The 25,679-nt window shown below is 74.1% G+C and carries 24 protein-coding genes; 6 read left to right on the forward strand and 18 right to left on the reverse strand.

Annotation, left to right across the window (positions count from 1 at the left end; genetic code table 11):
• Positions 1-85: 85 nt before the first annotated feature.
• From H9623_RS06015 to H9623_RS06025, 3 genes are read right to left on the reverse strand one after another with little or no spacing between them, the layout of a single operon-like run.
• Entirely contained in the window at positions 86-1,246 is a 1,161-nt protein-coding gene (locus tag H9623_RS06015) for a hypothetical protein (RefSeq protein ID WP_193719146.1), read from the reverse strand.
• Positions 1,243-1,932, reverse strand: coding sequence for a SigE family RNA polymerase sigma factor (locus tag H9623_RS06020; RefSeq protein ID WP_227748240.1), 690 nt, complete (start codon positions 1,930-1,932; stop codon positions 1,243-1,245). The genes H9623_RS06015 and H9623_RS06020 overlap by 4 nt, the downstream gene beginning before the upstream one ends.
• A complete protein-coding gene (locus tag H9623_RS06025) occupies positions 1,932-2,579 on the reverse strand; it encodes a hypothetical protein (protein ID WP_193719147.1) in 648 nt (215 codons plus the stop codon). The genes H9623_RS06020 and H9623_RS06025 overlap by 1 nt, the downstream gene beginning before the upstream one ends.
• A gap of 137 nt (positions 2,580-2,716) precedes the next feature.
• On the opposite strand from H9623_RS06025, the gene H9623_RS06030 reads away from it, so the two are divergent.
• Positions 2,717-4,504 carry an AMP-binding protein gene (locus H9623_RS06030; protein WP_193719148.1) on the forward strand — a complete coding sequence of 596 codons (1,788 nt, stop codon included), beginning with the start codon at positions 2,717-2,719 and terminating at the stop codon, positions 4,502-4,504.
• Between the two features lie 121 nt (positions 4,505-4,625).
• Here H9623_RS06030 and H9623_RS06035 read toward each other — a convergent pair whose 3' ends face one another.
• A complete protein-coding gene (locus H9623_RS06035) occupies positions 4,626-5,024 on the reverse strand; it encodes an arsenate-mycothiol transferase ArsC (RefSeq protein WP_193719149.1) in 399 nt (132 codons plus the stop codon).
• Positions 5,021-6,451: an FAD-dependent oxidoreductase gene (locus tag H9623_RS06040; protein WP_193719150.1), complete on the reverse strand. Its 1,431-nt coding sequence runs from the start codon at positions 6,449-6,451 to the stop codon at positions 5,021-5,023. Before H9623_RS06040 ends, H9623_RS06035 begins: the two co-directional genes overlap by 4 nt.
• A 101-nt stretch (positions 6,452-6,552) precedes the next feature.
• On the opposite strand from H9623_RS06040, the gene H9623_RS06045 reads away from it, so the two are divergent.
• The gene (locus H9623_RS06045; RefSeq protein ID WP_193719151.1) at positions 6,553-6,960 is read left to right on the forward strand and encodes an ArsR/SmtB family transcription factor; all 408 of its coding nucleotides are present in this window, start codon (positions 6,553-6,555) and stop codon (positions 6,958-6,960) included.
• Between the two features lie 36 nt (positions 6,961-6,996).
• Here H9623_RS06045 and H9623_RS06050 read toward each other — a convergent pair whose 3' ends face one another.
• From H9623_RS06050 to H9623_RS06085, 8 genes are all read right to left on the reverse strand, one after another.
• Positions 6,997-8,328 carry a hemolysin family protein gene (locus tag H9623_RS06050; protein ID WP_193719152.1) on the reverse strand — a complete coding sequence of 444 codons (1,332 nt, stop codon included), beginning with the start codon at positions 8,326-8,328 and terminating at the stop codon, positions 6,997-6,999.
• Between the two features lie 87 nt (positions 8,329-8,415).
• Positions 8,416-9,300, reverse strand: a complete 885-nt coding sequence (locus H9623_RS06055; RefSeq protein ID WP_193719153.1) for a universal stress protein — start codon at positions 9,298-9,300, stop codon at positions 8,416-8,418.
• A gap of 103 nt (positions 9,301-9,403) precedes the next feature.
• Entirely contained in the window at positions 9,404-10,681 is a 1,278-nt protein-coding gene (locus tag H9623_RS06060) for a glycosyltransferase family 2 protein (protein WP_193719154.1), read from the reverse strand.
• On the reverse strand, positions 10,678-10,839 hold the full coding sequence (locus H9623_RS06065) for a hypothetical protein (RefSeq protein WP_193719155.1): 162 nt from the start codon (positions 10,837-10,839) through the stop codon (positions 10,678-10,680). The genes H9623_RS06060 and H9623_RS06065 overlap by 4 nt, the downstream gene beginning before the upstream one ends.
• Positions 10,840-11,000: 161 nt before the next feature.
• Positions 11,001-13,649 (reverse strand): helix-turn-helix transcriptional regulator, encoded by a 2,649-nt coding sequence (locus H9623_RS19955; RefSeq protein WP_321575306.1) that lies wholly within the window; start codon positions 13,647-13,649, stop codon positions 11,001-11,003.
• Positions 13,650-13,710: 61 nt separating this feature from the next.
• Positions 13,711-14,295, reverse strand: coding sequence for a dienelactone hydrolase family protein (locus H9623_RS06075; RefSeq protein WP_193719156.1), 585 nt, complete (start codon positions 14,293-14,295; stop codon positions 13,711-13,713).
• A 93-nt stretch (positions 14,296-14,388) separates the two neighbouring features.
• The gene (gene zapE, locus H9623_RS06080) at positions 14,389-15,528 is read right to left on the reverse strand and encodes a cell division protein ZapE (RefSeq protein WP_321575307.1); all 1,140 of its coding nucleotides are present in this window, start codon (positions 15,526-15,528) and stop codon (positions 14,389-14,391) included.
• A gap of 132 nt (positions 15,529-15,660) precedes the next feature.
• On the reverse strand, positions 15,661-16,041 hold the full coding sequence (locus H9623_RS06085; RefSeq protein ID WP_193719157.1) for an SHOCT domain-containing protein: 381 nt from the start codon (positions 16,039-16,041) through the stop codon (positions 15,661-15,663).
• Positions 16,042-16,243: 202 nt separating this feature from the next.
• On the opposite strand from H9623_RS06085, the gene H9623_RS06090 reads away from it, so the two are divergent.
• Both H9623_RS06090 and H9623_RS06095 read left to right on the forward strand, forming a co-directional pair.
• The gene (locus H9623_RS06090; protein WP_193719158.1) at positions 16,244-18,409 is read left to right on the forward strand and encodes a SpoIIE family protein phosphatase; all 2,166 of its coding nucleotides are present in this window, start codon (positions 16,244-16,246) and stop codon (positions 18,407-18,409) included.
• Positions 18,410-18,475: 66 nt separating this feature from the next.
• Positions 18,476-19,489: a sigma-70 family RNA polymerase sigma factor gene (locus tag H9623_RS06095; RefSeq protein WP_193719159.1), complete on the forward strand. Its 1,014-nt coding sequence runs from the start codon at positions 18,476-18,478 to the stop codon at positions 19,487-19,489.
• 67 nt (positions 19,490-19,556) lie between these two features.
• On the opposite strand, the gene H9623_RS06100 is transcribed toward H9623_RS06095, so the two are convergent.
• Genes H9623_RS06100 through H9623_RS06115 form a run of 4 tightly spaced genes read right to left on the reverse strand, consistent with a single transcriptional unit; the run spans position 19,557 to position 21,355 of the window.
• Positions 19,557-20,039, reverse strand: coding sequence for a DUF1269 domain-containing protein (locus H9623_RS06100; RefSeq protein WP_193719160.1), 483 nt, complete (start codon positions 20,037-20,039; stop codon positions 19,557-19,559).
• A 36-nt stretch (positions 20,040-20,075) separates the two neighbouring features.
• On the reverse strand, positions 20,076-20,402 hold the full coding sequence (locus H9623_RS06105) for an SHOCT domain-containing protein (RefSeq protein ID WP_193719161.1): 327 nt from the start codon (positions 20,400-20,402) through the stop codon (positions 20,076-20,078).
• Between the two features lie 39 nt (positions 20,403-20,441).
• Positions 20,442-20,870: a DUF6325 family protein gene (locus H9623_RS06110; RefSeq protein ID WP_193719162.1), complete on the reverse strand. Its 429-nt coding sequence runs from the start codon at positions 20,868-20,870 to the stop codon at positions 20,442-20,444.
• A 59-nt stretch (positions 20,871-20,929) separates the two neighbouring features.
• Complete coding sequence (locus H9623_RS06115) at positions 20,930-21,355, reverse strand: DUF7144 family membrane protein (RefSeq protein WP_193719163.1); 426 nt, start codon at positions 21,353-21,355, stop codon at positions 20,930-20,932.
• Between the two features lie 172 nt (positions 21,356-21,527).
• On the opposite strand from H9623_RS06115, the gene H9623_RS06120 reads away from it, so the two are divergent.
• Together H9623_RS06120 and H9623_RS06125 are read left to right on the forward strand one after the other, a co-directional pair.
• A complete protein-coding gene (locus H9623_RS06120; RefSeq protein WP_193719164.1) occupies positions 21,528-22,754 on the forward strand; it encodes a cation:proton antiporter in 1,227 nt (408 codons plus the stop codon).
• Between the two features lie 102 nt (positions 22,755-22,856).
• On the forward strand, positions 22,857-24,173 hold the full coding sequence (locus H9623_RS06125) for an AI-2E family transporter (RefSeq protein ID WP_227748241.1): 1,317 nt from the start codon (positions 22,857-22,859) through the stop codon (positions 24,171-24,173).
• A gap of 60 nt (positions 24,174-24,233) precedes the next feature.
• Here H9623_RS06125 and H9623_RS06130 read toward each other — a convergent pair.
• A partial coding sequence (locus tag H9623_RS06130) for a DUF7927 domain-containing protein (protein ID WP_227748242.1) occupies positions 24,234-25,679 on the reverse strand: 1,446 nt, incomplete at its 5' end.

Genomic DNA, 25,679 nt, shown 5'->3' on the forward strand with positions numbered 1-25,679 from the left:
TCCGCGACCCAGGAGGCCCGGCCCGGGAGGTCGGGGCCCATCTGGTGCGCCAGGGTCGCCCGGACGCGCCCCGGTTCACCGACGGTCAGGCGCGCGAGAACGAGACGTCGAGCAGGCAGCGCCGCCAGGCGTCGGGATCGACGCCGAGGTCCTCAGGGAGGGCGTTCCCGTTCGCCCCCCGGGGCACGGCCTCGCCTCGGAGGCCGAGGCAGAACGCCATGACGTCCGGCTCCGCCGCCGTCGGGAGCCGGCTCAGCTCGAGCATCACGCTGTCCTCGGGCGACACGAACCGGCGGTCGGTCGTGCCGGTCGAGCGGACGACGTCGCCCGTCTGCGGGTCGTAGGTCGATGCGCAACCGGGGTCCTCTGCGCTGCACGCCGCGACGTTCCAGGTGGAGCTCGAGACCTGCAGCGCGGCCCGGAAGGGCGGTCTGTCGCCGGGGACGTCGGAGCGCACGACGTACATCTCGACGTTCTCCCCCACGAACGGCAGGGTCGGCACGGCCACGGAGGTGACCTGGTCGCCGTCGGGTCCGGGGATCGGCTCCCAGGTCGAGAGGTAGGTGACCCGCTCGGACCACCCGCCGCTCGGCTCGACGAGTCCCAGCAGGAGCTGCGTCCCCGTCGCGAGCGTGATCGTCGACATGCCCGCCACGTCGTCGAGGACGACCGTGGTCGGCGTCCCCCCGCCGCGCAGGCGCTCGAGCTCCGCCTCGTCCCCCACGACGACCTGGACGTGCGGATCCTCCATCGGGGCGTACCCGAGGGCGGCCATCTCCTGGATGTAGTCGGGGTCCGAGCGGTCCAGGGTCGGGTCGACGGGCATCTGCAAGGGTGCCCCGGCCGTGAGCTCGACCGACGCGACGACCATGAACCGATCGCCGTCCGCACCGGTCCCGATCCCCGTGTCCAGGACGATCGTCCCGTCCGGGCGCTCGTAGGTCGCGGCCTCGGAGACCGCCGTGACCTCCGGGGCGACCTTCTCGTGCACGATCTCGGTGCTCAGGGCCCGGTAGGAGGCCGCGGGGACGAGGTTCCGGGCGAGGTCGCCGGGGACCCCGCTCGTGACCGCGACGCCGAGGACGGCCACGGCCGTGACCGCGGCGGCGCCCGCGACGGCGCGTCGCACGGTCGACTTGCGTCTGCTGGTCAGCAGGACCACCGGAAGGTCGAGCGTCGAGGGCGGTACCGCGTCCGCCGCGGCGTGCAGCCGGTCGAACAGGTCGTCGTCCTGAGGACCGGTCATGAGGTTCCGCCCTTCGTGGAGGGGTCGTCGAGGATGGCGCGGAGCCGGGCGAGCGCCCGGGACGTGGTCGACTTGACGGTGCCGACGGGCATGCCGAGCTCTGCCGACACCTCGGCCTCCGACAGGTCCAGCAGGTGCCGCATGACCACGACGCGGCGCTGCTTGAGGGGGAGCTGGAGCAGGGCCCGGACGACCAGGTCGCGGTCGTCGACGGCGCTGGGCGCCGGCCCGCCGCGGCGGCCGGCCGGGACCCTGACGAGCTCCTCGGCGTGCTGCTGGAGGTCCTCGGGTCCTGCCAGCACCTCGCGTCGCGTCCGCCGCCACGAGTCGATGCGCAGGTTGGCGAGGATGCGCCGTGCGTAGACCAGCGGGTCGCCGTCACGGGCTCGGGACCAGGCCCGGTAGGTCCGTTCGAACGTCTGCTGCGTGAGCTCCTCGGCGCGGTGCTGGTCGCCGCTCAGGAGGTAGGCCATGCGGTGGAGGGGGGCGACGGCCCGCGCCATGAAGGCCGTGAACTCGGCGTTCCTCGTCGCGTGCAGCATCCCGGGGTGCTCGGCGGCCCGGTGGTCGTCGAACTCCGCGTCGAAGCTGTCCGACGCGACGTCGTCGGGAGGGACGGTGCCGAGCGTGGTGCTGCCGGGTCCCGGGAAGGGGTCTGCGCCGACGAGCGGCAGGACGAGGGCCATCAGGGCACCCGTCGTGCGGCGACGCAGCGCAGCGGCGGGACGACGGCGCGCCGGCGCGGTGAGCGCCGGGTCTCGACGAGCTCGACGTCGCGGACCAGGGCGTCGTGGGCGTGCCGGACCAGGAGGGCCTGCCGCTCGGGCGTGAGGCCGTCCCGCCGGTGGGCGCCGAGGGAGCGGCTGTCCGAGAGGCGCTCGACCGCGACGAGCCGGTCGAGCAGCGCGAGCGACTCGACCCGGCCTGCCGCGCCGGTGACGTGGGCCCGGACCACCCTCTCGGCGAGAGCGCGCCGCTGCCCGCCGGCCGGGAGGCACGAGCCGTCCAGGAGGAGCATCCCCAGCGGCCTGCGGGTCACGAGCCATCCCCTGTCGTCGTCGGTCAGGACGATGTGCGCCCCGCTCACCGCCGCCCGCCGGGGCGCGAGGTGCCACCACGCCATGATGGCGCAGACGCCTCCTGCGGCGATGCCGACGACCACGGCCGGCCCGGGGCGCGGCAGGAGCCAGGCCAGGGCGAGGACCAGGAGCGACGTGCCCAGGATCCCGGCGGCGGCGACCTCACCGGTCGACGCCCTGCGCAGGGCGTCCCGCAGCCCGCCCCTGGCTGCCGGGGGAGCTGCCCGGGGGTCGGTCGGTCGCGGCCGGTGCATCGTCGTCACGATCGGAACACGCAGCGGGCGGCGCAGAGGTTCCCTCCGGGTGGCGACCAGTTCTCTCCCAGGTTTCGTCGAGCCTCTCCGCACGCACCACACACATAACCTACGCATCCGTAGGTTACGGTGTAGTAGTGAACACCTTGGCAAAGCAGCCCTGGCTGAGTCGGTACTCCCCAGGGGTTCCCGCGACCGTCGACGTCCCCGACGAGCCCGTCACCGCGGCGCTCGCCCGAGCAGCTGCCCGCTGGCCCGACCGGGTCGCGGTCGACTTCTTCGGCGCCACGACCACGTACGCGCGGCTCGCCGAGCAGGTGGACCGCGCCGCGAGCGCCCTGTCCGCCCTCGGCGTGCGCAGCGGCGACCGGGTCGCGCTCGTCATGCCCAACAGCTCGTCGCACGTCGTCGCGTTCAACGCCGTGCTGCGGCTGGGCGCCGTGGTCGTCGAGCACAACCCCACCTACTCGGCCGACGAGCTGGCCCACCAGCTCGCGGACTCGGGCGCGACGGTCGCGCTCGTGTGGCAGAAGGCCGTCCCCACGGTCCTCGCCGCGAAGGCCGGGACCGAGCTGCGCACGGTCGTGTCGGTCGACGTCGTCCGTGACCTGCCGCTCGTCAAGCGCGTCGCGCTGCACCTGCCCGTCAAGACGGCCCGCACCCTCAAGTCCGCGCTGCGCGGCCCGGCGTCCGCGGGCGTCCCGGACTGGCACCGGCTCGTCGCGAGCGCCGGACCGCTCGACCCGTCGACCCCCCAGCCCACGGCCGACGACGTCGCGCTCCTCCAGTACACGGGCGGCACCACGGGCACGCCCAAGGGCGCGGTCCTGACGCACCGCAACCTCGTCGCGAACACCGTGCAGGGCCAGGCGTGGGCGTCGTTCCGCGAGGGCGAGGAGACCATCTACGGCGTCCTGCCGTTCTTCCACGCGTTCGGGCTCACGTTCTGCCTGACCCTGGGCGTGCGGATCGGCGCGACGCTCGTCGCGTTCCCCAAGTTCGACGCCGACTCCGTCCTGGCCGCGCAGAAGCGTCGCCCCGCGACGTTCCTGCCGGGCGTCGCGCCCATGTTCGACCGCATCTCGGCCGCCGCCGCCACGGCCCGCAAGGCGGGCAAGCCGGTGGACCTGCACTCGATCCGCCTCGCCTTCGCGGGCGCGATGCCCATCAGCCCGACGACGGCGCGCACCTGGGAGGAGACGACCGGCGGCCTGCTCATCGAGGGCTACGGCATGACGGAGACGTCGCCCGTCGCGCTCGGCAACCCGGTGTCGGCCGACCGGCGCCCCGGCACGCTGGGCCTGCCCTTCCCGAGCACCGACATCCGCGTCGTCGACCAGGACGACCCGACGCAGGACGCCGTCCCGGACGAGGACGGCACGGTCCGCGGCGAGCTCCTCATCAGCGGCCCGCAGGTCTTCCAGGGGTACTGGAACCGCCCTGAGGAGACGGCCCACCAGCTCCTCGACGGCGGCTGGCTGCGCACCGGCGACGTCGTGACAGTGGACGCGGACGGCGTGGTCACGCTCGTCGACCGCATCAAGGAGATGATCATCACCGGCGGGTTCAAGATCTACCCGTCGCAGGTCGAGGACCACCTGCGTCTCATGCCCGGCATCCGGGACGTGGCCGTCGTGGGTCTGCCGGGCGAGGGCTCGGACGAGCGCGTGGCCGCGGCCGTCGTGCTCGACGAGGAGCACGACCCGGCGGGCGGTCTGCCGATCGACCTCGCGGCCGTGCGCGCCTGGGGCGAGCAGAAGCTCGCACGCTACGCCCTGCCCAAGCACCTGTTCGTGGTGCCCGACCTGCCGCGCTCGCAGATCGGCAAGGTGCTGCGGCGCGTCGTCCGCGACAGCGTGCTGCACAAGCCGACCGACGGCGACGGCCCGGGGCACCCGACCGGGGGCGCGGCACCGACCGCCTGACCCGTCCCGTCCCTGCACGTCGCGAGGCCCCTCCCGGAACACGGGAGGGGCCTCGTGCCCTGTCACGGGTCCGACGGGCACAGATCCTGTCACGGGTCCGACGGGGCGCAGGTCACCGGGGTCAGGGGGCCAGCAGCTCCCGCACGTGCGCCGCGATGTCGTCGCGCACCAGCCGCATGCGCTCCATGCCCTCGATGCCGCGCAGCGACGGCTCGTCGGTGTCCCAGACCACGACGGGCGTCCCGTCGTCGGTCGCCACCTGCGCGTCCCGGCCCAGGACGACCACCACGTCGGCGCGCGCCACGAGCTCCGGGGTGAGCGGCTTGGGCTGCTCGCCGGAGAGGTCGACGCCGACCTCGGCGAGGGCCTCGACCGAGAGCGCGTTGAGGCTCGAGCCCGGGGCGGTCCCGGCGGAGTCGACGTGGACGTCGGGCGCGACCTGCCGCGCCAGGCCCGCGGCCATCTGGGACTTGCCGCCGTTCTTCACGCACACGAACAGGACGGATCGGGGCGCGCTCATCGGGGGTCCTCCTGCTCGTCGGCCGACCGGCCGTGGGCGGTCCCGGTCGCGAGTCCCAGGCCGGCGGCGGGGGCGCCGAACGCGACGAGCACGGGCTCCGGTGCCGCCGGGGACGTGCCGCAGCACGAGACCTCGGCCGCCTCGCCGGACCCGGGGTCGAGCACGAGGTCGGTCGAGCAGACCCCGGTCGCGGGCAGGTCGAGCTGGACCAGGTCAGCCGACTCGCGGTCACCGGCCAGGGCCGCGGCGATCGAGCGCGCCTGTTCGTAGCCCGTCGCGAGCAGGAACGTCGGGGCGCGGCCGTAGCTCTTCATGCCCACGACGTAGAAGCCCGTGTCGGGGTGCGCGAGCAGGGCCTCGCCGTGCGGCGGGACGGTCCCGCACGAGTGGTGGTTCGGGTCGATCAGGTCCGCGAGCGCCCGCGGGGACTCGACCACCGGGTCCAGGTCGACCCGGACCTCGCGCAGCACGTCCAGGTCGGGGCGGAACCCGGTCGCCCCGACGATCGTGTCGACCTCGAGGTCGAGCACCCCGTCCCGCGTGGCTCCCTGCACCCGGACGGACTCCCCGCCGGGCGCTACGGGGTCGATCCGCTCGATCGAGGTGCGGGTCAGGAGCGTGACGAGCCCTGACTCGACCGCCTCGCGCAGGCGGGTCCCCAGGAGTCCTCGGGCGGGCAGCTGGTCGTCGGCTCCGCCGCCGTAGAGGCGCCGTGGCGATCCGCCGCGGACGGCCCAGGCGATGCGGGTGCCGGGCTCGTCGCGGGCGAGCTCGACCAGGCTCAGCAGCGTGTTCGCGGCCGAGTGCCCCATGCCGACGACGAGCGTCCGCCGGCCCGCGAACCGCTCGCGGTCGGCGCCCAGGACGTCGGGCAGCGGTCCGGTCACGGCCGCGGCCTCGGGCTCACCGATCGCGGGCAGCCCGCCCGTCCCGACCGGGTTCGGCTGCCCCCACGTGCCGGACGCGTCGAGGACCGCGCGGGCGCGCACGTGGTGCGTGGCGCCGTCGGGCCCCTGGACGCGGACCGAGTACGGGAGGCGTTCGCGACCGAGCGAGCGCGTCTTGTCCGCGCCCTCGCGCGAGATCCCGACGACGCGCGACGACGTCCGCAGGCGGGACGCGATCTGCGGGGTCGCGGCGAGCGGTGCCAGGTAGCGCTCGACGAGCTCGGCGCCCGTGGGGAGCCCGTCGGGGTCCGGGGCGGTCCACCCCGAGGCGTCGAGCAGGCGGCGCGCGGCAGCGTCGACGTCGTAGCGCCACGGGGAGAACAGGCGCACGTGCCCCCATGCCGCGACGGCCGCGCCCGCCCGGTCCCCCGCCTCCAGGACGAGCGGTTCGATGCCGCGCTCGAGCAGGTGGGCGGCGGCGGCGAGTCCGACGGGCCCTGCCCCCACGACGACGACGGGCAGCTCCTCGTGACCTGGCATGGCGTTCCTTCCTCGGGTGACCCGCCGCGCGGCTCGCAGGGATCGACAGCCTTCGATGTCTGAATGTATCGAAGATTGTCGATGCGTGTCACGATGGGGCCATGACGACCGTCCTGCCCGCGCCCCGCGCCACCACGTGCTGCGCCCCGAGCGACGCCGCGGCCGCAGGGATCCCCCCGAGCACGACGCCCGACGCCGAGGCCCTCGCCCGGAGCTTCAAGGCGCTCGCCGACCCGACCCGCCTCAGGCTGCTCACGATCGTCGCCGCCTCACCGAGCGGCGAGGCCTGCGTCTGCGACCTCGTCGACCCCGTGGGCCTGAGCCAGCCGACCGTGAGCCACCACCTCAAGATCCTCGTCGACGCCGGCCTGCTGCACCGCGAGAAGCGAGGGGTCTGGGCCTACTACGGGCTGGTCCCGGGAGCCGCCCAGGACGTCGCCCGCGGCCTCGTGGATCTCGCGTCCGACCGGTCCGCCTCCACCGCCCCGGCGGCCGACACCCCGCGCTGACCGGTCGCGACCCGCGCGGCGAGCCGCCCGTCCGGGTCAGCGCCCGCCGTCGGGCCCCTGGCCGTCCGCAGGGACGTCGGCCAGGCGCGAGACCGCGACACGCCGGATCCGGCGGTCCTCGACGGCCGTCACGGTCAGGCGGTGCCCGGCGACGTCGACGGCGTCGCCCACGGCACCGAGACGCCCCAGCCGCGCGATGACGTACCCCGCCACGGTCTCGTAGGGGCCGTCGTCGAGCCGGATGCCGCTCGCCTCCGTGAAGGCCTCGATCGTGAGACCTGCGTCGTACGCCCCCTCCGCGAGCGGGGTGCGCGCCGGGTCGTACTCGTCCCGGATGTCTCCCACGAGCTCCTCGACCAGGTCCTCGAGCGTGACGATGCCGTCCGTCCCCCCGTACTCGTCCACGACGATCGCGAGGTGCACGCCCGTGCGGCGCATGAGCGCGAGCGAGGGCAGCAGCTCGTTCGTCCCCGGCAGCTCGAGCACGGTCCTGGCCACGTCGCGCACCGTGGCCCGCCGGGCCGGGCCGGTCGTCGGCTCGTCCGTGCTGCCGCCCGGCACCCCCAGCAGGTCCCGGACGTGCAGGAACCCCACGACGTCGTCGAAGTCCTCGTCCGTCACCGGGTACCGCGAGTACGGCTGCGAGCGCACGATCGCGGCCGCCTCCGGCAAGGTCAGGTCCGCCGGCAGGAACACCACCTCGCCCCGCGGCCGCATGACCTCCACGACCGATCGCTTCGCCGCGGAGAAGACGTCCGTCAGGATGCGGCGCTCGTCCTCCGGAAGCGCCTCGTGCGCGATCACCAGGTCTCGCAGCTCCTCCTCCGTCATCGCCTCGCTGCGCGCCGTCGGGTTCCCGCCGAGCAGGCGCACCACCAGGTCGGTGGAGCGCGAGAGCAGCCAGATCACCGGGCGCATCGCCGTCGCGAAGCGGTCGAGCGGAGGCCCGACGACGAGCGCGAACCGCGCGGACCGCTGCAGGGCGATGCGCTTGGGCACGAGCTCGCCCAGGACGAGCGACAGGTACGAGATGACGAGCGTCAGCGCCACGAGCGAGACCGTCTCCGCGAGGCCGGTCGGCAGCCCCAGCGACTCGAGCGCCGGCACGAAGTCCGGTGCCAGCGTCGAGGCACCGTACGCCGCCGACAGGAAGCCGGCCACCGTCACACCGATCTGCACCGCGGCCAGGAAGCGGTTCGGGTCGCGGGCCACCCCCGCGACGCGCGCGCCCCTCGGTCCGCGCTGCTCGAGCTGGTCGATCTGCGAGTCGCGCAACGAGACCAGGGCGAACTCGGTCCCGGCGAAGACGCCGCCGACCAGCACGAACACCAGGACGAGCCCGATGTTGAGCCAGGTTCCAGAGTCCATCGGCCTTCTCCCCAGGTCGCGGGTCCGTCGTACCGGTCAACGAGAGGCGCTGACCGACGGTTCCCGCAGCCCCCGGCCGGGCGCGGCTCAGCGCCCGGCGCGTGCGACCAGGACGGGCCACCGTGCGTGGTGCAGGACCGACTGGCTGACCGACCCGAGAACAGGGCCCAGCACCCGCCCGTGCCCCCTGGCGCCGACCGCGACGAGCGAGGCCGCGGTGCCCGCCACCTGGGCGACGGCCTGTGCGGCGGGGCCCTCGACGACGTGCGTCCGCACGTCGACCTCCGCCCCGGCCGCGCGGGCCGCCCGTGCCGCCTCCTCGGCGACGCGGCGGGCGTGCTCCTGGCTCGCCGAGCGCAGGTCCGAGGGCGGCGAGAGCGGGTTCACCAGGGTGTCGGTCGGCACGGTGTGCGCCACGACGAGGTCGAGCGGGACCTCGCGGGCCGCCGCCTCACGAGCCCCTTCGCGGACGGCCGCCGCGGAGTGCGCCGCGCCGTCGACCCCGACGACGACCGGCCCGTCCACCGAGAACGGCGTCCGCGGTGGGACCACGACCACCGGGGCCGGGGACCGGGCGGCCAGGTGCGTGCTGACGGACCCGAGGAAGAGCGAGTCGAACGCCCCCAGCCCGCGCGAGCCCACCACGAGGAGACCGGCCCCCGCCTCGGCCTCGTCCAGCAGGACCGACGCCGCCGCTCCCAGGCAGACGCTGCCTTCGACGGGCAGCTCGGGATCGAGGTCCTGCACCAGGTCGACGGCCGTCCCGAGCGCGACGTCGGCCCCCTCCTCGACGAGCGGGACCGGGGAGAGGCAGCTCGCTCCCGCGAGGATCGGGTCGTAGTCCGGTCTCGGACGTGCGTGGACCGCGCGCAGGGGCGCGCCCCGCAGGTGAGCCTCGTGCGCGGCCCACACGAGAGCCTCGCGGCTCGTGCTCGATCCGTCGATCCCGACGACGACCGGGCTGGCGGTCATCTCTTCTCTCCTGTTCCGGCAGCAGCGCTGCCAGGTCTGTTCCGGCAGCAGCGCTGCCCTGTCGTGCGGTGCTCGAGGGCGTGCTCCCGGTGCCCCCACCGGCTCACGCGCCCCGTTCTGCCCGGGACGACCCCACGAGAGCCGCCGGCACGCGCCCCGACCCCTCGTGGGTTTCGCGGCGGAGGGTGACCGTGCGCAGGGGGGCCGACCGGAGGGCCCTGACCTGCTCCAGACGGGCCAGGGCGACCGCCCGGTCCAGCTCGCGGTCCCAGTCCGGTGCGAGACCGCCGCCGGGCTCGGGCCGGTCGTCGTCGGGCGAGGGGTCCGGCCGCACGTGGTTCCACCGGACGTCGCGGCCGGTGAGCGTCAGGAGGCAGGCCCGCACGTAGGCGGCCTGCAGGAACAGGTCGTAGGCGAGCTCGGGCAGCACGAGGGCGGCGAGGAACCGCGCCCTCGGCCCGTTGCGCCACACCGTCACCAGGCGTTCGGCGACGAGCACGGCCCCCACCCCGAGCCAGAAGGGCACGACCCCGAACGTCCCCGTCGCGACCGTGACCGCCGTGAGGACGACGAGGCTCGCGAGCATGAGCGCTCCGACCAGCAGCATGACCTGCTGCCCGACGTACCGCGCCGTGACCCGCGTGAACCCGTAGCCGCGCAGGTTGTCCAGCATCCCCTTGTACCAGCGCACCCGCTGGCGGTGCAGGTCCCGGGCGGTCGGCATGAGCTCGGTCGTGCACGACATGCTCAGCGGCGACGCGAGCCCGTACCCGAGCGTGCGCAGCGCGAGCGTCAGCTCGGAGTCCTCGGTGATCGCGCCCGGGTCGTACACCGCTCCCGGCGGCCCCGGGAGCCGCCCCCCGCGGTGGCGGGCGACGTCCGCGAGCGCCTCGGTCCGGATCAGGGCCGCAGTCCCGGTCAGGACCGCGGTCCGCCCGGTGGTGTCGATCTGCACCGCGTACCTCTCGTACTCGTTCGACTGGAGCTGCTCCAGCAACGAGCGGGGCGGGGTGCCCCGGAAGACTCCCCCGACGGCCCCCAGCGCGGGGTCCTGGTCGAGCAGCGCGAGGCCCTCCTCGACGAAGGTCGGGGCGATCGACGTGTCGGCGTCGAGGACCAGGACGTTCTCGGCGTCCACGACCTCGAGCGCCTGGTTGAGCGCCCCCGCCTTGCGGCCCGTGTTGCCCAGCGTCTCCAGGACGTCCGCGCCGAGCGAGCGCGCGACCTCGACCGTCCGGTCGGTGCTGTTGTCGGACACGACCAGCACCCGGTCGACCGGGCGCGTCTGCGCCCGCAACGACGCCAGCGTCCCGGGCAGCGCCTCGGCCTCGTCGTGCGCGGGGACCACGGCGACGACCCGGCGCACGGCCGCGGCCGTCATCGCTGGGCGGCGTGCCGCCTGCGCAGCACGCGCGCGGTCGTGACGAGCGCCAGGCCTGCCACGAGCAGCGTCCAGGCCCCCACCACCGAGAATCCGGTCGCCACGGCACCCGTCGTGGCCAGTGCGGCGCCCGCCTGGGTCGTACCGAGCTGGTACATGGTTCCACCTCTCTCTTTCGTCGGTGGAACCACCGTGCCGGGGCACCGGCAGCACTCAGCCGGGGTCCGGCAGGACCTGAGCATCCGCACGGGAGGACCTGAGCACCGCGGTCCCGCCCGCGCGGCCCGAGGGCGGACCTGCTGGGTACCCCGCGACGGGTCTAGAGCCAGCGCCCGATCTCGTCGCGCGAGCTGACGCCGAGCTTGCGGAAGATCCGGTAGACGTGGTTGTCGACCGTCCGCTCGCTCACCACGAGGCGCTCGGCCACCTCCCGGTTGCTCATCCCGCCGGCGACGAGCCGAGCCACCTCGGCCTCGCGGGGCGTGAGGCCCGACGTGACGGTCGTCGCGACCAGCAGGCCCAGCTCGTCCCCCACCTGCTCGGCCGTGGCGCGCAGCCGGGCGGACTCGGCCGTGGCCCGGGCGCTCTGCCCGCGCTCGCGCAGCAGCCTGATGGCCGACGTGTGGGCGCGCGTGGCGTAGAAGACGAGCCGCTGGTCGTCCAGGTCGTCGACCGACCGCAGGAGCGCGTCGGGCGACCGCTCGGCCGAGGCCAGGAGATAGCGGCCGAGGGCAGGGAGCACGGTCCCCTGCGCGGCGAGCGCGAGGTCGGCGAGCCGTGCGGCCCGGACCTGGTCGGGCCAGATGTCGACGAGCAGCGCGCCGTCGAAGACGGCCGGCAGGACGTACCCCTCGTCCATGAAGGAGGAGACCTCGTCCCACGCCGCCCGCGTGGCCTCGCGCGGTCCGGTGCCCGCGACGAGGTCGAGCACCGCCTGCGGTGCTGCCGCGCGGGCGAGCGGGGTGAAGGCTCCCCGGAGGCGCATCGACCCGAGCTGCGAGACGAGCGACCTCGCGCTCGGGACGTTGCCCTCCAGGAAGGACAGCCCGGCCGCCAGCGTCAGCAGTCCCGCCCTCGTGGTCGGTCGCAGGGGGGCCGGCGCGCTGATCGCGAACACGCTCGTCAGGTGGTCGCGCAGGCTCGTGAACCGCCCCTGGAGGAACAGGCCCAGGGCGACCACGTAGCCGTGCGGTTCGATCATGCTCTGCTCGAGCGTCCCGCGGGCCTCGTCGAAGAGGCGCATGGCCCGGTCGGTCGCCGCGACGACCTCCCCGGAGAGCAGCTGCGCCTGGGGGACGAGCGACGCGGCGTCCTGGCGCGGCGACGTCTCGGGCAGCGACACCCCGGCGAGCTCGTGCCAGGCGTCGACCACCCGACCCTGCGCGAGGAGCGACTCGCCGCGCACGAGCCGCGCGACGTCGTCGGCCTGGACCAGGATCCCGCCCTGGGTGGGGACGAGGCCGTCGTCCACCGGTCGCGGGACGTCCGGGTCCGTCCGCGGGAGACCCCGGACCCCGGAGGCCGCGCCGGGGGCGCGGTCCGGCTCGTCGGCCGGGCCGCCCGTGCCCACGACGAGGCGGACGTGCTGGGCGATCGCGTCGAAGAGCAGCGCCTCGCGCCCCTCGTCGGTGCCCGCGAGCTCCGCCAGCAGGGCCAGGGCGCGCGCCGGTTCGTGGAGCACGAGCGCCAGGTACCCGGCCTCCCAGGCCCGCACGAACACGACGTACGCGGCCGGCTCGGACGCCTCGTGGCGACGCACCTCGTCGAGGACCTCGCGGATCTGCTCCGCAGGGGCCCCGTCGACCAGCAGGGCGTCCAGGTACAGCACGGTGTTGCGGCTCGTCGGGTCGCGGCGCCATGCCTCCCGGGTGACCAGGAGGTGCGTCGCGGCCCGCTCCCGCAGGATGCGACCCAGGATCGCAGCGGACTCGGGCGACGACGACCACCGCATGGGCGACCCGAGAGGTGGCCGCCCGACCATCGCGGCCGCCTCGTCGTCGGCGCCCAGGGCCGCACCGATCGCGTCCAGGGCCTGGAGCCCCCTCGCGCCGTGGCCGGTGTGGCGGAGGTGCTCGGCGAGCAGCGGCGGGAAGAGCACGACGAGCGAGCGGTCCTCCTCCTCGACGAGGCGCACGAGCCCGTGGTCGTCGAGGGCGACGACGACCGGCCACGGCACCAGCCGGCGCACCGTCCCCACCTCGGCCGGTCCGAGCGTCGCGAGGATCCCCAGCCCGTCGCGCTCGTCGTCCCCCAGCCCGTCGAGCAGGCGCCCGACCACCACGGCCAGCGCAGGGGTCCACAGGTCACGCCGCGCGACCCATCGACCCGACTCCTCCGTCAGGTACCCCGAGCGACGCGCCTCGAGCACGACGGACCGGGCGACACCGGGCAGGCCGCCCGACAGCGCGTAGACCCGACCCGCGACGTCCGAGTCCACCTGGCCCCCGAGCGCCTCGGACGCCACCCTGTGGACCTCCTCGAACGGCAGGACGGGAATCCACAGCACGGTCGCGTCGCGCCCCGCGAGCACGCGCTCGACCGAGCGGGCGCCGGGGAACGGGGGCTGCAGGGTCGCCACGACGCTCGCCCCCCGACGCGCGACGACCGTCGCGACGACCGCCGCCGACGCGTCGTCCAGGGCGTCCACGTCGTCGAGCAGGAACAGCGTCCTGCCGCTTCCCGCGGCACGGGTCACGCCGTCGACAGCCGCGGCCAGCGTGCCCAGCGGTCCCGCGGGTGCGGTGACGAGACCGGCGAGGACGAGGGACTCGAGCGGGCGGTCGCCCCGCCCGCCGACCCCGCGCACGGGGACGACGGTCCACCCGTCGTCGTCCGCGGCGTCGCGCACCTGCGCGAGGAGCGTCGAGCGGCCGGACCCCGGCAGCCCGACGACCGTCACGGACGTCCCGGCAGCGATCGCCTCGCCGACGAGGTCGAGGATCGGCACGCGAGGCGTGGGAACGCTCATCGCCCCACCCTAGGGAGCAGGGCCCGGCCCCGCCTCCGCGGGGTCCGCGAGCCGGTGACGCTCAGGCCCGGATCCCGTCGAGGAAACGGATCACCCGTTCGGTGAGCAGGCGCGCCGCGTGCTCGTCGTACGACGGCAGGCTCGCGTCGGCGAACAGGTGCCGGTCGCCCGGGTAGAGGAACAGCTCGGCCTCGCCGGGGGCGGCCTGGACGAGGGCGCGCGCCGCGTCGAGGTCCCCCTCGTCGACGAAGATCGGGTCGGCGTCCATGCCGTGGACCTGCACCGGGACGCCCAGCGGCCACCCGTCACCGAACTCGGACGTGGGCACGCACGAGGAGAACAGCAGCGCGCCCTGCGCCCCCTCACGGGTCTGGGCGAGCATCTGGGCGGGCAGGACCCCGAGCGAGAACCCGGCGAGCACGAGGTCCTCGGGCAGCCCGTCCGCGACCGAGGCGCCGCGGGTCAGGATCGTGTCGAACCCGATCTCCTGGACGTAGGCCATGCCGCTCTCGATGTCGGGGAACGTCCGGCCCTCGTAGAGGTCCGGCAGGTGCACGACGTTCCCGGCCTCGCGCAGGGTCTCCGCGAACGCCTCGACGCCGGGGGTCAGCCCGAGCGAGTGGTGGAAGAGCAGTACCTCAGCCATGGGGGTCCTTCCGGTCGCGGGGCGCCCGGGCGGCGCCGCCTCCTCGATCATCGCGCAGGCCGCGCCGCGGCGCTGCGCACGAGGCCGGGCGCGTCACCGCCCGGTGGCCACCGGCCCCAGGCGACGCAGCAGGGCGAGGCGGCTCGCGGTGCGCTCGACGTCGAGCGCGATCCCTTCCTCCCCGTGCCGGCGCAGGGTCTCCTCCGGATCCTGGTGGGCCAGGACGTGCAGCGGCACGTCGCGGTCGCACAGCACGTCGACGAGGTTCGCGAACCGTTGCCCGGTGTCGGGGGCCTCGGCCCCCAGGGCCGCGACGCCGTCGAGCACCACGGTCCCGAAGCGCTCGGCGAGGTGCAGGACGTCGGAGACCGCGGTGCGTCCAGCGCACCAGTGCTCGAACCCGAGCCACACGGTGCCCTCCCCCTCCTCCCGCACGGCGAGCACCGGGTGCTCGCGCGAGCCGATGCGCACGGTCGTCGTCTCGGCGGACGACGGTCGGTCGAGCCCCGCCGCCGCGAGCCGGGCGTCGCTCGCGGGCCACACGAAGGCCCCGGCGCGGAAGCCCGCCACGTCCTCGCCGGCCGCCGAGCGGCGGTGGTCCCGGTCCCCACCGATCTCGACGACGTCGAGCCGGTCCGTGAGCAGGTCGATCGTCGGGACGAACAGGTGGTGGTAGGCCGGGCCCGGCAGGAGGCCCGACGGCGGGTAGTTCGACGTCAGCACGACCCGCACGCCGCGCTCGTCGAGGGCGCGGACGGCCCGTGCGACGAGCATCGCGTCGCCCGCGTCGTGCACGTGGAACTCGTCGAAGCACACGAGCCGGGCCCCGCCGACGATCGCGTCGAGCGCGGCGTCGACCGACCCGCGGTGGAAGCGTTCGCCGTGCAGGCGCCGCAGGAAGTCGTGGAAGTGGACACGGACCGACGAGCCGTCCCGGTCACCGGGCCGGGCGACCGCCGCGTGGAACACGTCCATGAGCCAGGTCTTCCCGCGCCCCACCGGGCCCCACAGGTACAGGCCCGTCAGCCCGTCCGGGGTGGGTCCGTCGAGCCGTGCGGCGAGCGCGTCGAGCGCTCCCACGGCTGGTTCCTGCCCGGGGTCGAGGGAGAACCCTCGCCGTGCGGCGTCCTGCCCGACGGCGTCGCGCACCGTGCCGGCCGAGCGGCGGCCGACGACCGGGGTCACCTGGCCGGACGGGTCGACGCCGTCCTCGATCGTCCGTGCCGCGTCCACCCGACCGAGGGTACGCGAGGCCCGCGCGGGCCGGCCGCACGCCCCGAGGTGCGGCGCCGGGACCGGTGGTCGCCGCCGTCGGACCTGCCGCCCCGGCCCCGCTCGAGCAGGGTCCGGGGCGACAGGGCGACGTCAGGCGAGCGCCTTGGCCTTGAGCGTCGCGAACTCCTCGGGCGTGATCGTGCCCGCGTCCAGGAGAGCCTTGGCCGTCGCGATCTGGTCGGTCGGCGACTGCCCGCCCGTCGCGACCTCACGGATGTAGGAGTCGGCCTGCGCCTTGGCGGCGTTGGCGGCCGCGATGTGCCGCTCCGTCATGCCCTTGCCGCGGGCGATGATGTAGATCAGCGCCGTGAGGAACGGGACGAAGACCAACCCGACGATCCACAGCGCCTTCCACCAGCCGCTGAGCTTATGGTCGCGGAACAGGTCGGTGAGGATCTGGAAGAGCAGCATCAGGTACGCGATGAAGACGAACCACCAGATCAGAAGCCAGAAGAAGTCCCAGAAGTCCATGGTGAAGCCCCGTTCGACGAGCTGTCCGGCGCTCGCGAGCGCGAGACGCTGATGTCAGGCTAGTGACGCACGTCACGAAGCGCGCGCCGAAACGGGCGGGTTCCTGCGGAAGCGTCCAGGATGCGAGGACCTCACCCCCTCCCTCCCGATTCACCCCGGCCTTCCCCATGACGGACCGCGGTCCGCAGGCCATACTGGGGCGGTGACCGAGGCCCAGGCGATCTTCGAGCTGGTCGAGGCAGGTCTCGGGACCCCGACAGCCGACGAGTCCTTCGACCGCTTCGCCCGGCTGGCCATGCGCCAGCTCGGCGTGCCCACCGCAGCCGTCTCCCTCGTCCTGTCGGACGAACAGGTGTACCCCGGCGCCCACGGCATGCCCGAGGACATCCAGCTCAGCCGGCGCATGCCCCTGACGCACTCGTTCTGCCAGCACGTGACGAACGACCGCGAGCCGCTCGTCGTGCCGGACACCCGCAAGGACTCCAGGGTCTGGGACAACCCGTCGATCCCCGAGTTCGGCGTGCTCGCGTACGCGGGCTTCCCCATCTTCGACCAGCGCGGGCGCGTCGTCGGGACCCTGTGCGCCATGGACGACGCCCCCCACGACTGGACCGAGACCGACCTCGCGACGCTCGCCGACCTGACCGCCGCGTGCACGTCCGAGCTCCAGCTCCGCATCGCGCACGAGCGCGCGACGAGGATGCAGAACCTCGCGATCCAGGCGACACGACGCAACCGCCTGCTCCTCATGCTCAGCGAGGCGTTCGCCGACGCGACCTCCGTCCAGGACGTGGGCGAGACCCTCGCCTACGTCGCGTCCTCCGCGATCGGGGCCCGGTACGCCGGGCTCGCGGTCGTCGACCCGTCGCGCAAGAGCCTGACCTACACGAGCATGGACCACCTGGAGCCGGGCCTGTCCCCCGCGTACCGCTACGCACGCCTCGACGACCAGGACCGCGTCCTGTCGTTCGTGGCACGCACCCAGGAGGCGCTGTTCTTCCGGGACCAGGCCGAGTTCCTCGCGGCCTTCCCGAACGTCACGGACACGATCGACAGCACGGTCGGCGCACGGGCCCTGCTGCCCGTGCTCTCGGGCACGACGCTGCTCGCGGTCATCTTCCTCGGGTGGGAGCAGGGCAAGGCCGCGGACGACGAGTCGCTGTCCCGGGCCGGTCTCGCGGGCTTCGTGGCGCACGCCCTCGAACGCGTCAAGCTGCTCGAGGAGCGCCGCGACGCGGCCACGACCCTCCAGGCGGCGATGCTGACGGCGTTGCCCGACATCCCGCACCTCGAGCTCGCCTCGACCTACTCGCCCGCGACCCTCACCGACCAGGTCGGGGGCGACTGGTACGACGCCGTGGTGCACGACGAGGACGCCTCGGTCCTCATGATCGGCGACGTGACGGGGCACGACATGCGGGCCGCCGCGGAGATGGGGCAGCTGCGCTCGATGCTCCGCACGTTCGCCTGGAGCCACGACGAGTCGCCGTCGGCCCTGCTCCGCCAGCTCGACCGCGCGAACACCGGGCTCTCGCTCCACGCGAGCGGGACCGCCGTCGTCGTCCGCCTCGACCGCCGGGGCGACTTCTACGACCTGTCGTGGTCCAACGCGGGCCACCCGCCCCCGCTGGTCCTGCGCGCCGACGGCAAGGTCGAGATCCTTGACACCCGGCCGGACATGATGCTCGGCTTCGTCCCCAACGCCCCCCGCAGCGACCACGTAACCCACCTCGGGCCGGGCGACACCCTCCTGCTGTACACCGACGGGCTCATCGAACGCCGCGGCGTCGCCCAGAGCGCGCGCCTGGCCGGGCTGTCGCAGGCCCTCGCGGCGCTGCGTCACGGCTCGACCCTCGCCCTCCCGAACGCCCTGGTCCAGCGCCTGGTCGGCAGCGACCAGCGCGACGACATCGCGGTCCTCGCGGTCCGGGTCCGGGCCGCCGTCGACTCGCACCCGACGCCCGCGACCCCCACCCGCACGTCCCGCGGCGTCGAGCACTCGACCGCGGCGATCTCGCCCGCGCGGCGCTGGGTCGACGACATCCTGGAGAGCTGCGGGATCAACCGCGACCAGCGCCGCACCATCATGCTCCTCGCGAGCGAGACCCTGACCAACGCGGTCCAGCACGCGCAGGGGCCGCTCGAGGCGGTCGTGGAGGTGTGGCCGACGCTCGTCCGGGTCGGCGTCCGGGACGCGTCCTCCGACGAGCCGACCCTCCACGAGCCGGAACCGCACGAGACAGGTGGCCGAGGCATCCAGTTCCTGGACCGGTTCGCCGACCGCTGGTTCGTCGAGCACAGGACGACGGGTGGGCCGGGCAAGACCGTCTGGTTCGAGCTCGCGAGGGCCGACGCCGCCCCCCGGTGACGGTGTCGGCGGTGCGCGATAGCGTGTGAGGTGGCGCACATCGCCGCGCGCCCACGAGAGGACACCATGAGCGAACGCACAGCGACCGTCGCGGACGAGGACCTCGGGGAGCTGCTGGACCAGTACCGGTCCCAGCTCACGGGTTACTGCTACCGCCTGCTCGGCTCCTCCCACGAGGCCGACGACGCGGTCCAGGACACCATGGTCCGGGCCTGGCGGTCGTACGACCGCTTCGAGGGGCGGTCCGCGCTGCGCTCCTGGCTGTACCGGATCGCGACGAACGTCTGCTTCGACCACATCGCGCAGCGCAAGCGCCGCGAGCGCCCCATGGGGCTCGGAGCCTCCCAGGCGGCCGAGGAGCGCAACCTGGGCGAGCAGCTCTCGGAGGAGACGTGGGTCGAGCCCGTGCCCGACGACCGCGTGCTGCCCCGCGACGGCGACCCCGCGGACGTCGCGGTCGGGCGCGAGTCCATCCGCCTCGCGTTCGTCGCGGCCCTGCAGTACCTGCCGCCCAAGCAGCGCGCGGTCCTCATCCTGCGGGAGGTCCTGCGCTGGCAGGCGAGCGAGGTGGCCGAGCTGCTGGAGACGACGGTGCCGTCCGTGAACTCCGCCCTCCAGCGCGCGCGGGCCACGCTGTCCGCGCAGGCCCACTACGGTTCCGCCCCCGGGGCGGACGGCGCCAACCTGCCCACGACCGCCGTGGACGAGGACAAGAACGAGCTCCTCGAGAAGTACCTCGACGCGTTCGAGCGCTACGACATGCCCGCACTCGTGGCCCTGCTCCACGACGAGGCCACGCTCTCCATGCCGCCGTACGCGCTGTGGATGCAAGGCCCGGTACAGATCGAGCGGTGGATGGTGGGGCCGGGCGCCGAGTGCCGCGGCTCACGCATGGTGCCCGTGCGCGCCAACGGCACGTTCGGGTTCGGCCAGTACCGCATCTCGCCCGACGGCGGGTACGACGCCTGGGCCCTGCAGGTGATCGACACCGCGGACGGCAAGGTCGTGGGCATCAACGCGTTCCTCGACGTCGAGGCCTGGTACCCGCTCTTCGGCCTGCCGCTGCACCTGGACGCGTAGCCGAGCGCACGCGAGGGGCGGACCGGGACCTCTGGCCCGTCCTTCTCGCGCCGCCGTGCCGGCCCCGTCAGTCGAAGGTCTCGAGCAGCAGGCGACGCTCCTCGTCGGTGAGGTTCGTCGCGACGAGCTCGCCGTGCAGACCGTGGAACCGCTCACCCACCCGATCCAGGTTGCCGTCCTCGGTCACGGCGAACAGGGCCGACGTCCCCTCGGTGACCTGGGCACGGATGCGGTCGAGCTGGTCCTTGTTCAGCCCCACGGCCTCCATGGACTTGTGGATCGCACCGAGGGCGGCGCCGGCCGCGACCCCGATCACGGGCACGAAGAACAGCGCACCGAAGAGCAACCCCCAGAAGGCGCCCCACCCGGTCCCGCGCCACTCGTCCTCGTGGGTGTGGCGCGTCGTGGGCTTGGCCGCCCCCTCGGGCCAGCTCACGATCGCACGATCGACGATCTTGATGAGGCCCTCCGACGCGGCGTCCCGCAGGACGCCGGACGCGACCTCGGCCCCTCCGGGGGTGTCGAACGACCAGACGGTGAAGGTAGCCATCGTTGTCCTCTCGGGTGGTGGGGTCGGCTCGCCCGGTCAGGCGAGCAGCCTGGCCTTGGCCTGGGCGAACTCGGCGTCGTCGAGCACCCCGCTCGCGCGGAGCTGACCGAGCCGTTCGAGCTGGTCCAGGAGATCCGCCCCGCCCGACGTCGTCGCGGCCTGCTGCTGCGGAGCGCCCTGCGCGGCCTGGGCCTGAGCGGCCTGGGCCTGCGCGGCCTGCTGCTGCGCCTCGTGCTGATGCTCGGCCCTGCCCTGCTGGTGGCGTTGCACGGCGCTGGCCGTCGCGGAGGCGGTCCCCGCGACCACGGCCGTGCGGGCCACGGTGCCCAGCAGTCCTGGGCGTCCGACGCGTCGTAGCGGCATGGTGTGCTCCGTTCCTCGTGCGGTCTGCGGTGCGCCTGCTCAGCCGACGTCGGCGAGCTGCACGATCTCGTTGACGACGTCGGCGGGGATGCGCTCCTGCGCGATCACGGCCGCCCCGGCGTCGCGCACGGCGCCGACGAACTGCCGGGCCCAGGTGTGCTCGACCACCAGGACCAGGGCGGAGGTGCCCGGTGCGAGGTGCCCTGCGACGTCGTCGATGTCCTCCTGCCCGGCGAGGCCCGACGTCCCCAGCTGGGTCTCGGTGATGTCGAGCTCGTCCCCGAGGTCCTCGACCTCGACCACGTCGATCTCGCCCCCCGGCCCCTTGCGGATCACGGTCAGGTCGAGCAACGTCACGACGTCGGACCCGAGGAGGTCCGCGATCGCGACCTTCACCCCGTCGGGCACCCGTCCGGTGGGGAACGCGATCGCGACGAACTCGACCGGTCCGAGCGGGGTCGTGGCCATGGTGGTGCTCCGTTCTGGGTGTGGACGTGCGGGGCGGACGGGAAGCGTCACGACAGCGGTCACGGGAGGGGCGACGGGGAGGACGACGCCCGCGCCGCCTCGTCGCCGTGGACGACCAGGGCCCACAGCACGAAGATCCCCAGGACGATCGTGACGACCGACCACCACGGGCTCGCCGGCAGGGCGACGAACTGGGTCAGGACGTTGAGCACGACGAGCACGATCGCGACGAGCCGCGCCCAGCCGCGCCCGGCGAGGAGCGCGAAGCCCACGATCACGAGCAGCACCCCGACGACGAGGTGCACCCATCCCCAGGTCGACACGTCGAGGACCACGATCCCCTGCTCCCCCAGCCCGACGAGCTTCTCGGGGGAGAACGCGGCGACCATGCCGCTGATCGCGTTGAACAGCCCGAGCGTGACCAGGACGATGCCAGCGAACCACACCCACCCGACCCATCCGGTGACCTGCGACGACCGCGCCATGGTGCCTCCTTGCCCACGTAGCCGGGGGACGTCACCGGTGGTCGCGCTCCCCCCGGGTCCGGGTCTGCCGGTCCCGGCGCGACCTCGGACGCCCCGCTCCCCCTGATCGTGGCACCGGTTGCCCGTCACGGCATCCGCTGCGCGAGAGGCCCCCCGGCGCCACTATGGGTCCATGGAACTCGGGTTCACGGGCGGGATCGCGCTGGTCGTCGTGCTCGGGGTGGTCGGGCAGGTCGCCGCGAAGGCGCTCAAGGTGCCCTCGATCCTGCTGCTCCTCGTGCTGGGGCTGGTGTTCGGCCCGGTGACGGGGCTCGTCGACCCGGACGCCCTGCTGGGCGACGAGCTGTTCCCGCTCGTGTCGATGGCGGTCGGTCTCCTGCTGTTCGAGGAGTCCCTCAAGCTCGACATGGCGCGGCTCCGGGGCGGCGCGCGCCGACCGGTCGCGCTGCTCGTGACGCTCGGGGCGGTCCTCACCGGGGCGGGGGCGACCCTGATCTGCTGGTGGGTCCTCGACCTGCCGCTGTCCCGGGCGGCGGTGATCGGGGCCATCCTCATCGTGTCCGGGCCGACGGTCGTCGGGCCGTTGCTCGCGGTCATCCGGCCCAAGCAGCCGCTCGAGTCGGTGCTCGCGTTCGAGGGGATCTTCATCGACCCGATCGGCGCGACGGTCGCGCTCGCGATGGCGAACGTCGCGCTGCACGCGGCCCCGGTGAACCTGGGCATGACGGCGGTCTCGGGTGCGCTGACCGGCGTCGTGGCCGCTGCGGCCTACGTCGCTGCGGTCCGGTGGGGCAGGGTCCCGGCGGCGACCGAGGTGTCGCTCGCGTTCGCGACGGCGCTCGCGACGTACGCGGTCGCCGAGGCGTTCCACGACGAGGCGGGGCTGTTCGCGACGACCACCCTCGGCATCGCCCTCGCCAACCAGCGGTGGGCTCGCATCGAGCCGCTGCACGAGTTCGGCAGCCACGTGGGCCTGCTCCTCATCGGCACGCTCTTCATCCTGCTGTCGGCGCGCGTCGACCTCGACGCCCTCGCGGCCTACGCGGTGCCGACGCTCGCGATCGTCGCGCTGCTCGTCCTGGTCCTGCGCCCGCTCGTCGCGTCGGTCGCGACGACGGGCAGCGTCCTGTCGAGCCGAGAACGCGTCATGGTGGGGTGGATGGCGCCGCGCGGGATCGTCGCGGCGTCGACCGCGTCGGTGTTCGCGCTGCGGTTCGAGCAGGACGGTCAACCGTTCGAGCAGCTCGTCCCCGTGGTGTTCGGCGTGATCCTGCTGACGGCGGTCGTGTACGGGCTCACGGGGCCCTGGGTCGCAGGGCGCCTGGGCGTGCGCTCGCCCGGCCCGGAGAACCTGGACGAGGACGGGGTCCCGGTCGCGCAGGACCGGGCGTTCGGCTGAGCACCCGGCAGGGCTCCGTCCGGCCGGGTGCTGCGCGGCGGACCTCCCTGCCCGACGGCGTGTGCCCACCGCGCGCCCCCGGGCGTTCGCTAGTTTCACCCCATGACGAGCGACGCGAGCAGCATCCCGGAGCCGGCCGCCCCCGCGGGGCAGCCCTCCCCGGGCGCCGACCCCGACCGCCCCCGGGACTTCCTGGCGCTGTCTCCCGACGACCCGCGCAAGCCGCCGCGGTGGCTGCCCCGCGCGCTCTTCATGACGGGCGTCGCCGTCTTCGTCGGGATCTTCGTCTGGTACGCGATCGGCACGCTCGAGGGCCTCGGGGTCAACATCCTCATCGCGTTCTTCATCGCGCTGGCGCTCGAGCCGATCGTGGTCTGGCTGGTCCGGCACGGGTGGAGGCGTGGCGCGGCCGCCGCGACGGCGCTGCTCGGGGGCCTGGTGCTCGTCGTGGGCGTCTTCGCCCTGTTCGGCAACCTGTTCGTGCAGCAGCTCGTCCAGCTCGTCCAGTCGATCCCCGACCTCTACGCGACCGTGCGCACCTTCGTCACGGAGCGCTTCGACGTCGACATGCCGACCTCCGACGAGCTCCTCAGCTCGGACGGCCTGCTCGAGCAGGGCCTGAGCCAGTTCGGCGGGGACGTCGCGTCGGGCGCGCTCGTCGTCGGCTCGACGATCATCGGCGTGATCTTCGCGTTCCTGACGATCATGCTCGTGACCTACTACCTGCTCGCCGCGGGGCCCCGCTTCCGGGTCGCGATCTGCCGCTGGCTGACCCCGAACCGTCAGCAGGAGGTCCTGCGCCTGTGGGAGATCACGCAGGTCAAGGTCTCCGACTTCATCAGCTCGCGCATCGTCCTCGCGGCGCTGTCGAGCGTCTTCACGTTCGTCTTCCTGCTGATCGTCGGCACCGACTACGCCCTGCCGCTGTCGGTGTTCGTGGGGGTCGTGTCCCAGTTCGTGCCGACGATCGGTACGTACATCGGTGGCGCGCTCCCCGTCGTGGTCGCGCTGACCTCGCAGGGCCTCCCGCAGGCCCTGGCCGTCCTGATCTTCATCGTGGCCTACCAGCAGGTCGAGAACCTCTACTTCTCGCCCAAGGTCTCGGCCCGTGCGCTCGAGATGAACCCCGCGGTGTCGTTCGTGGTGGTCCTCGCGTTCGGGGCCGTGTTCGGTCCGCTCGGGGCCTTCCTGTCGCTCCCGATCGCCGCGACCATCCAGGCCGTCGCCAACACCTACATCCAGCGGCACGAGCTCGTCGACTCGCACATGCTCCACGACCCCGGCCAGCCGCCCGCGGACGGGCCGGACGACGAGGGCGACGGCGACGACGCACGCGCGCGACGCCGTCGGGCCAACCGCAAGGCCGACCGCGACGCCGCGAGGACCGTCGACGAACGTCACGCCGACGGCATCGAGTAGCGCACGGTTCGGCCCGCCCTCCCGGTCGGGAGGGCGGGCCGTACCGGTCCTGCGCCCTTCCTAGTCCTGCGTCCGACGACGGGCCCTCACCAGGACCGTCCCGAGGAGCACCAGGAGCGCGGCCCCCGCGACGAGCGCGGCGACGTTCGCCCCCGTGAACGCGAGCCCGCCCGAGCTCGGCGGGCCGGGGACCAGCGGCACCTCGTGCGTCGTCGTGCAGACGACGCAGCCGCCGCCCGGTCCCGGGGTCGCGAGGTTGGTGACCGTGACCCCGCGGGCGTTCGCCGCGAGCCGCACCTGGTACGTCAGCGTCGCGGTCTGCCCTGCCGCGGTGAGGTCGGGGACCGCCCACGTGAGCGTCGACCCGGAGATCGTCGCCCCCTCGGGCGTCGCGACGAGCGCACCGTACGCGAGGACCTTGGACAGGTCGTCCGTGACGACGGCCCCCGTGACGACCGCGTCGGTCGTGCTCGTCACGCTCAAGGTGTAGGTGATGGTGCTGCCCGGTGCCACCTTGGTCCCCGAGGCGGGGTCGCTCGACTTGGTGAGCGTCCACGCCGGGGTCGGGTGCGACGTCGTCCGGCAGGCCTCCGCCGGGTCGACCGCCGCGAGGGCCACGGCTGCGGCGGCGGGATCAAGGGCGGCTGCGGCGGGATCGGTGGCTGCCGGCGTCGCGAGCGCGACCGCTGCGGCCTCGGTCTCGACGCCGGGCGTCGGCGACGCCTCGTCGGTGGCCGTGGGCTCCACGGGCTCGACGCACGGCTCGGCCCCGGGGGCCGTGACGACGTTGGTCAGGGTGACCCCGTAGGCGCCGTCGTCGACGCGCACCTGGTAGGTGATCGTCTCGGTGTCGGCCAGGTCCCCGATGTTCCAGGTCAACGTCGTGCCGGCGAGCGACGCCGCCCCGGACGACGCGTCGATGCTTCCCTCGACGAAGGTCGCGTTGTTCAGCACCTGGGACAGGTCGTCCGTGACGACGACCTGCTGGTCGAAGCCCTCGCCCAGCTTGGTCGCGGTCACCGTGTAGGTGATGACGTCGCCCGGCAGGACGGTCGCGCCGCTGCCCGGGTCGCTCGACTTGACGACCGTGAAGGGTGCCGGGACGTCGTCGTTGACGACCGTGCAGACGACCGTCTGCCCGACGCCGACCTGGACCGTCCCGTCCGCCACGGGCACGGGCGTGGCGGCTCCGCCGTCGATACCGGGGATCTCGCACGTCCAGTCCGACGCCTCGTACCCGGCCGGGCCGCCCGTCTCGGAGAGCGCATAGTCGCCGACCTCGACGTCCGCGCCCGTGACCGCGGGGTCACCGCTCACGCCGCTGAGCGGCGTCGGTCCGTCGGCCTCGAGCGTCCAGTCGGTGGGTTCCGCCGAGCCCCCGTCGTCGTTGACGACCTCCTTGACGAGGGTCAGTGACGGCTGCTGGGCGGTGTTGAGGATCGTGCAGGTGACGTCGTCGCCCAGTGCGACGCTCACCGTCGAGCCGGTGAGGGCCCCGCCCGTGCA

The organism is Oerskovia douganii (assembly GCF_015142735.1).
Taxonomy (GTDB): domain Bacteria; phylum Actinomycetota; class Actinomycetes; order Actinomycetales; family Cellulomonadaceae; genus Oerskovia; species Oerskovia douganii.